Origin of the sequence: Actinokineospora sp., from assembly GCF_050699995.1 — a bacterium.
Lineage (GTDB): Bacteria > Actinomycetota > Actinomycetes > Mycobacteriales > Pseudonocardiaceae > Actinokineospora.
The window spans coordinates 1-6,146 of sequence record NZ_JBOHGC010000436.1; the positions used below are offsets into that span (position 1 = coordinate 1).

The 6,146-nt window shown below is 66.1% G+C and carries 6 protein-coding genes and 1 pseudogene; all 7 read left to right on the plus strand.

Annotated elements, in window-relative coordinates; all coding sequences use genetic code 11:
• The first annotated feature begins 197 nt into the window (after positions 1-197).
• The 7 genes and pseudogenes from ACRDSQ_RS21930 to ACRDSQ_RS21960 all read left to right on the plus strand — a co-directional run bounded on the left by ACRDSQ_RS21930 (position 198) and on the right by ACRDSQ_RS21960 (position 5,792).
• Positions 198-662, plus strand: coding sequence for a hypothetical protein (locus ACRDSQ_RS21930; RefSeq protein ID WP_431423657.1), 465 nt, complete (start codon positions 198-200; stop codon positions 660-662).
• Between the two features lie 68 nt (positions 663-730).
• Positions 731-1,102, plus strand: a complete 372-nt coding sequence (locus ACRDSQ_RS21935) for a hypothetical protein (RefSeq protein WP_431423659.1) — start codon at positions 731-733, stop codon at positions 1,100-1,102.
• A complete protein-coding gene (locus tag ACRDSQ_RS21940) occupies positions 1,099-2,265 on the plus strand; it encodes a hypothetical protein (RefSeq protein WP_431423661.1) in 1,167 nt (388 codons plus the stop codon). Before ACRDSQ_RS21935 ends, ACRDSQ_RS21940 begins: the two co-directional genes overlap by 4 nt.
• 23 nt (positions 2,266-2,288) lie before the next feature.
• Positions 2,289-4,703 (plus strand): TOTE conflict system archaeo-eukaryotic primase domain-containing protein, encoded by a 2,415-nt coding sequence (locus ACRDSQ_RS21945; protein ID WP_431423663.1) that lies wholly within the window; start codon positions 2,289-2,291, stop codon positions 4,701-4,703.
• Entirely contained in the window at positions 4,700-5,203 is a 504-nt protein-coding gene (locus ACRDSQ_RS21950) for a type IV toxin-antitoxin system AbiEi family antitoxin domain-containing protein (RefSeq protein WP_431423665.1), read from the plus strand. Before ACRDSQ_RS21945 ends, ACRDSQ_RS21950 begins: the two co-directional genes overlap by 4 nt.
• Before the next feature lie 167 nt (positions 5,204-5,370).
• Positions 5,371-5,474: pseudogene (locus ACRDSQ_RS21955) on the plus strand (nucleotidyl transferase AbiEii/AbiGii toxin family protein); the annotation flags it as partial.
• Positions 5,475-5,567: 93 nt separating this feature from the next.
• Entirely contained in the window at positions 5,568-5,792 is a 225-nt protein-coding gene (locus tag ACRDSQ_RS21960; RefSeq protein WP_431423666.1) for a nucleotidyl transferase AbiEii/AbiGii toxin family protein, read from the plus strand.
• Positions 5,793-6,146 lie beyond the last annotated feature (354 nt).

Consider the following 6,146-nt stretch of genomic DNA (forward strand, 5'->3'; position numbering starts at 1 on the left):
GAACACCTTCGCGGGGCTTCGCTGTACCCCCGGCCCGATGTCCCCATTGTCGATGTTCCAATCGCAGGGCAACGTTCGACGCGAAACCAATGGCGAAGCCGAGCGACCCACACGGGTCGGGCGCGCCGATCGCACCGTGGGGGTCTGGGGGGTCGCCCCCCAGAAACGATGCGGAACGCAAACGGCTCATGCTCTCAATGAGCATGAGCCGCCTATGCGTGGAGCTTGGGGGAGCTTATTACAACACAAAATCCCAGGTAGAAGCCCTGGAGGCCCTGCTCCGGAAGCTGCCAGACCCCACCAAACCGATTCACACGCCGCCCGTCGACCGCTCCAAGCCACGGCGGGCACGCCAACTCGACACCGACCAAGTTCAGGAACTCATCGCCGGCTACCAGGCTGGAGCGACGGTGTACGAGCTGGGTGCCCGGTTCGGCATCGCACGGCGGACAGTGAGCGCCGTCCTCCGTCGGCACGGCGTGCCGATGCGTCGCCGCAGCCTCGCCATCGATCAGGTCGACACTGCCATCCACCTTTACGCGCTCGGCTGGTCGCTCGCACGGGTCGGCGAACATTTGGGCGTCGATCCGACCACCGTCCTGAACTGCCTTCGGAGACGTGGCGTCCGCACTCGCGACGCACACGGACGACCTCGGTCTTGATTCTCCGGTGCACCGTCAAACGGCAGGCCGTCGAATCGATCCCGCCGAGTTCGCTACGCTGACATCCGATGGCAAGGGCTCCGAAGTTCAGCGCCCGGATGTCCGGTCGATGGCGGATCGTGGCGATGAGTGGCTGGGACCGCGACGCGATCGACCTGGTCGAGCCGGGTTACGTCGAGTTCGCCCGGAACGGGACCGGCCAGTTCGGTTTCATCGCCGTCCAGGGTTGGCTGGACTGCCGCCCGGTCGAGCGGGACGGCCGGCCCGGCGTGGAGTTCACCTGGGAAGGTGTCGACGAGGGCGATCAGGTCAGCGGACGCGGCTGGGCGGTCCTGGTCGACGACGACACGATCGAGGGCCATTTGTTCTTCCACCTGGGCGACGACTCGAGTTTCCGGGCGAAGCCGTTCACCGATGCCGACGAACTGGACGGACTGTGAGCGAGTACCAGTACTACGAGTTCCTGGCGATCGACCGGCCACTGGACGACGGCGAACAAGCTGCGGTCCGGTCGCTGTCCACCCGGGCGCGGATCTCTTCGACCGGCTTCGTAAACGAATACCACTGGGGCGACTTCAAGGGCGACCCGCGCCGTCTGATGGAGCGCTACTACGACGCGCACCTGTATGTCGCGAACTGGGGTACCCACCGGGTGATGCTTCGACTGCCGTGCGATCTGCTCGATCCCAATGTCGTCGAGGACTACCGCGTCGGCGATGAAGCGAGCGCCTGGCTCGCGGGCGATTTCATCGTGGTCGACTTCACCAGCGAGGACGAGGCTGGTGAGTTCGACTTTGATTACGACCCCGAGTCCTTGCTGTCGTCGATTATCGGAGTTCGTGCCGAACTCGCCGCCGGTGATCTCCGGCCGCTCTACCTCGCATGGCTGGCAGCCTATGGTGCATGGGAGCGCGACGAAGACGTTTTCGACCGCGACGTCGACGACGATCTCGAACCACCTGTTCCGCCCGGGCTGGGCACGCTCACTGCCGCGCAGCGGGCGCTGGCCGACTTTCTCCGCCTCGACGACGATCTGATCGCGATCGCGGCTCAGGCTTCTCCGCCGCTGGGCGAGACGGCGGACGATCCTGATGACCTCGCCGTTTGGGTAGCTCGCCTGCCGGTCGCCGAGAAGGACCGGCTCTTGGCGCGGGTGGCGCAGGGTGAGGCGGCGCGGGTGCGGATGGAGTTGCTGCGTCGTTTCCGTGGCGACACCGCTCCGATCATCCCCGTCCCAGCCCGCCGGACCGTGGCCGACCTGCTCGACAACACGGCACGGCGACGAGCCGGCCGTGAGCGTCGGCTGGCCGCTCAGCACGCCGACGACGAGGCACGCCGGGAACAAGCGTTCGCCCTGGCTCGCGACCGACGACTCGACAAGCTGGCTGAGGAGGAAGACACCGCGTGGTCACGCGTCGACGCACTGATCGCCACTCGCAAACCTGCCGACTACGACGCCGCTGTCACACTGCTCACCGATCTCCAAGCGCTCGCCGAACGCGAGGATCACGACGACGCATTCACCTCGCGCACCCTCGCGCTGCGGCAAGCACACACGCGCAAACCCAGCCTCATCGAACGCTTCAACCGAGCCGGCATCTGACCATTCGCTCTACGGTGGGTTCCGTGGAAGAAGATCTCCAGGCAGCGAAGGCGGCGGGGCTCGCCGAGGAACTCGCGGAGCTCCGTACTTTGACAACGCAGTTGCGCACGGAGAACGCCCGGTTGTTGCGGCTGCTGGAGCTGACACCGAGACAGGCGGCTCCGCCCGGCCCGGTGCAGACCGGCTTCTTCGAAGCGCACCCCGGTCCGGTCGACCGGCGATCTGCCCCGGAGGTGAAGGTCGATTTCTTCGCTGCCCTGTTCGCCGCCCGCACTGACATCTACGCCACGCGATGGGAGAACGCGCGTACTGGCAAAGCTGGTTGGCTGCCAGCAGTGCGTGGCGGGTGGCGCAAGGGCGTCGGGCACGAGGACCGCGACTACCTGCCGCTGAGCAAGGACATGATGCGGACGCATCTGACCGGGGACGTGCATGTTGGGCTGTATCCGCTGCTGGATGGCGACCTGTGCTGGTGGTTGGCGGCCGACTTCGACGGCCCAATGGCGATGCTGGATGCCCTGGCCTACCTGAAGGCCGCCAGGGCGTGGTCGGTGCCGGCAGCGCTGGAGGTCTCGCGCTCGGGGGCGGGCGCGCATGCGTGGGTTTTCTTCACTGCACCCGTTCCCGCGGAGACGGCTCGCCGACTTGGTACCGCCCTGTTGCGGGAGGCGATGGCGGTGCGTGGTCGTATGGACCTGGCCAGCTACGACCGGCTCTTCCCGTCGCAGGACGTGCTGCCCACGGGTGGCGTGGGGAATCTGATCGCCGCACCTTTGCACGGCAAGGCCCGTCAGGACGGCGCGACGGTGTTCCTCGATCTGGCGACGATGGAACCACACGATGACCAGTGGGCGTACCTGTCCTCGCTCGGCCGAATGAGCCCTGCCGAGGTCAATCGGGTCGCGCGCCGCGCCTGCGGAGTCACTGTCGGCGCCGGCATCGACAAGATCCGTGCCGCAGTCTCGACTCGGATCCGTACCACCGCACCTCCCATCGTGCACGCCCGGCTCAGCTCGGGAATCCGTCTGGAATCAGGGGAGTTGACCCCGGCGTTGCACGCGACGCTGAAGCACGCGGCGTCGATGACGAATCCGGTGTTCTACGAGCGCCAGCGACTCCGAATGTCCACGTGGGACACACCGCGCTTCCTGCGCAGTTACGACGAAACTCTCGATGGCGGGCTCATCCTGCCCCGGGGACTGCACGACAGGGTGGCCTCGCTGGTCGAGCAGGCGGGCAGCCGCATCGAGGTGATCGACGAGCAGCAGGCCGGCGAGACGAAGGAGTTCACCTTTGCCGCTACGCTGACCCGTCAGCAGCAAGACGCCGTAGCCGATCTACGCGACCATGATCTCGGTGTGCTGGTCGCACCGCCGGGCGCGGGCAAGACGGTGATGGCCTGCGCGGTCATCGCCACCCACGCGACCTCCACGCTCGTGCTGGTCGACCGCAAGACCCTGGCCGACCAGTGGCGCACCCGCATCAGCGAAATGCTGGGTGTCAAAGCCGGTCAACTCGGCGGCGGTCGCCGCAAAACCCGCGGCGTGATCGATGTCGTCATGCTGCAAACCCTGGCTCGCAAGACCGACATCGAGGAACTCACCAGCGGCTACGGGCTGGTCGTCGTCGACGAATGTCACCACATCCCCGCGGCCGCGTTCGAGCACGCCGTCAAGCAGATCCCGGCCCGCCGATGGCTCGGACTCACCGCCACCCCGTACCGACGCGACAAGCTCGACGACTTGATAGCCCTCCAGTTGGGCCCGATCCGGCACACCATCATCCACTCCACTCACCCCGGCGACGACAACACACCCCAACTCGAATCGGACACGACCGCGCAGCGCCCGATGCCCGTGCTCCGCGTGCACGACACCGCCTACCGCTACGCCGGTGACGCCGACCCGACGAAGCCCGGTGGGATGGCGGCCATCTACCGCGATCTCGTCGCCGACGACGCGCGCCTCACCCAGGTCGTCGACGACGTGGTCGCTGCGCTGAAACGGGGTCGGCACTGCCTGCTGCTCACCCAGTGGACCACCCACGTCGAACGGTTCGCCGACGAACTCCGACGACGCTCACTCGACCCGATCGTGCTGCGCGGCGGCATGACCACGACCGCCCGCCGCGACGCCCTCACCCGCCTCCGCCCCGCGGACGGAATACCACTACTGGTCGTTGCCACTGGACCATTTGTCGGCGAAGGATTCGATTGCCCCGCACTGGACACGCTCTTCCTCGCCGCACCGATCGCGTTCAAGGGACGCCTCGTCCAGTACGCGGGCCGGATCCTCCGCGCGCACGCCGGCAAGGCCACCGCCGAAGTCCACGACTACCACGACATCAACACCGGCGTCCTGGCCTCGTCACTGGCCAAACGCGCGCCCGGGTACGTCAGCCTCGGCTTCCCCGACCCCCGCCGAGCAGCAACACGTTGAGCAGAAGCGGCAAGCTGCAGACAGGCGCATTGGCTGGTAACTGGTGGCGCGTTGATCGCGGCCTGTTCCGCTTGGTTGAGTGGGTTCCAGGCGTACATGACGAACTCGCTCGCTGGACCCTGTGGTCACGAGGACGAGCGATCGTGTCACACGAGTCGGCCATGGCCGTGTATGGCATCGGCGAGTTCGAATCACGGTATGTCCATCTGACGGTTCCACCCGGGTTCACCATGCGCAATGAGGCTGTAGCGCTTCACCACGCCGAGCTTCCCCCCGATGACGTCGTTGCACGCTCGGGATACCGGGTGACCACGCCACTGCGCACGCTCATCGATATCGCCGCGAACGCGGCGGATGAGGATCAGTTTGCCCGCGCCATCGCCGACGCGCGGCGCGGCGGCCTCGTCACCACTCGCCGCCTCCGCTCCCACGCCGAGACCCTCGACCCCCGCGCCGCGCTGTACATCGAACGCGCCATCCAGCAAGCGGAGACACCATGACCTACCAATCGGCACCGGCGCTCCGCACCGCATTGGAGCGCCGGCTATTGGCACGATCCGCCGAGACCGGAGTCAGCTTGGACCGGCTACGTCGACGGGTGATGTTCGAACGCGTCATCGCCCGCATGCAAGCGGCAAAGCCGGGGCAGTGGGTACTCAAAGGTGGTATGGCACTTGAGGTTCGCGTACGCGACGATGCGCGCCTGACCAAGGACGTCGATCTCGGCCTGCGCGACAGCGTCAACAGCGCACCAGACCTCCACGAGCGACTCATCGACGTCCTCGCCGTTGACCTCGACCACGACCACTTCATCTTCACCGCCAGCCAGCCATCCACCGGCATGCGGCGGAGAAGTTCCACGGCATGCTCCGCGACTTCGGAGAACGTGAGAACTCGCGGGTCCGCGACCTCGTCGACCTCGCCATTCTGCTCGAGCACGACCTGCTCGAACCCAAGCAAACGGCAACCGCAATCCGATCCGTGTGGCTGGAACGCGACAACACCGAACCGCCGGACAACCTCCCGCGGCTGCCAGAGTCGTGGCCGGACCGCTACCTGCGACTCGACTTACTGCCAGCCAGGGCATAGAAATCCCGCCATACATCGCAGCAGCGGCCACCGTGACCCAGCTATGGCTCACCATGTTCCCCCGCGAGTGGGGCACACACAGCCATCGCTCGAGCCAAGACGACCGGGCGAGGTTCCCGGGGGTAACCGGGGGGGGTAACGGGGGGAACCTCAGACCCCGGGGCGGCGACCTCTGACCTAAACAACGCCACTCACAGGCAAGACACCTTAAAGAAATTACAACCCGAAAAGAGCCCCTGACCAGCAAAAAACCCTCTCGCTCAAATCAAGAGCAAGAGGGTTACTCTGCGTACAAACCCGCAGGTCAAAGTGCAAAATCGAACTTTGGTGGACTTTGGGGGAGCTTACTACAAC